Annotated in this window: 1 protein-coding gene; it reads right to left on the reverse strand. The window is 45.7% G+C overall.

Annotated features, from left to right (window positions below):
• Positions 1-826: 826 nt before the first annotated feature.
• The coding region (locus tag ACRC27_RS01110) for a LysR family substrate-binding domain-containing protein (protein ID WP_438638935.1) at positions 827-1,398 on the reverse strand (572 nt) is incomplete at its 5' end.

The raw sequence follows: 1,398 nt of genomic DNA on the forward strand, positions 1-1,398 counted from the left end.
AGCCCAAATTCAGCTTAAACGTAAACGAGTAGACAGCCGCGGCATGCCATTTAAATAGGTATGATATAAGGCTGCCTAAACGAATAATCACATTACCGCCTTGAGCGGTGATTAACCCTATAAGTCAGAGAGTCAGTACGCTAGAGCGTTAGTTATTGCTGTGGTTTCATCGTGTATTTAATCATGCAATTCATGGCCACGAGCTATAACCGCGCATCAACCTAAATAAACTGTCGATATACACAAACCCAACACCCTATAGCCGATGGAATATTTAGCCTCACAGACATCATACATATGATTATTTGCTATTGTTTGCACGGCCACAGATAATTTATATGACTAATCACCTATCCCTTACCGAGATAACTTATTTATCACATGAATAATCCGATTTAAAACAGCACTCAAGATAAGCGTGCTTCAATAAGCGGGCATGATAATGTCATAAAAAATAGCGCCAATACAACAAACAGATTTCTTATGCTCGTAGATTCACACTATTTGCTAAATAAATATCACGGCACTTAAAAATAGCACTTGTTAATGACAGTTCAATTTACGGAAATAGTAAGATGAATAACCAATAAAACAGTCAAACAAATGGCAAGTAAATAGCAGTGAAATATTCAATCAAAATATAAAATGACTATTTACTGACGGAAAAATGCGAAGATTAACGCCATATAAATGACGATAAGGCGTTTTGGCCTAAATTATTATGGCCAAGTAATAAGCACCAATATTTAAAATAATACAATAATGGCTCAATAGCTCACTTATCCACCGAATCAGCCACATCAACCACCGCGTTATTACCCCGCTGTTATTGCGGCGCCGACTCACAGACGGCATGCACCGGCTGCGGATAATGCGAAGTGGCAAGCGCGACAAACCGGTCACGCAGCGGATCGGCCAACGCCGGATTCCACACCAAACTGATTTCCCAACGAGAATGCGGCCCAGTCAACGGAAACAAGGTAACTGCAGGCCCGGCTATAAAACTGACGCTATGCGGTAAAATCGCGCTACCAATCCCCGCTGCCACCAAAGCCACCAGCGTTTGGATATCTTCAGCTTCTTGAATCACCCCAGTTAAGCGGTTAGCGCCCAAGAAATTAGCAATTTGCTGACTCAAGCCCGGACAGCGCCGCCCCACCATCTGCAGCAATGGCTGACTGGCCAGCGCCGCCGGCACATCAAACGTAGCCGGATCCGCCCCCACCACACTGGTCGGCACGGCCAGCACCAGACGATCACTGAGCAAACGATGCTCGCTCAAGGTAGTGCCCCGTGGCCGGCGCATAAAGCCCAGTTGCAACTGGCCAGAGAGCAGCATCTCCTGCTGTACCGCCGATGGCATATCCTGCAAATGCACCATGACATCCGGAGCCTGCT

This window comes from Plesiomonas sp. (genome assembly GCF_051650925.1).
GTDB lineage: Bacteria > Pseudomonadota > Gammaproteobacteria > Enterobacterales > CAMTGL01 > Plesiomonas.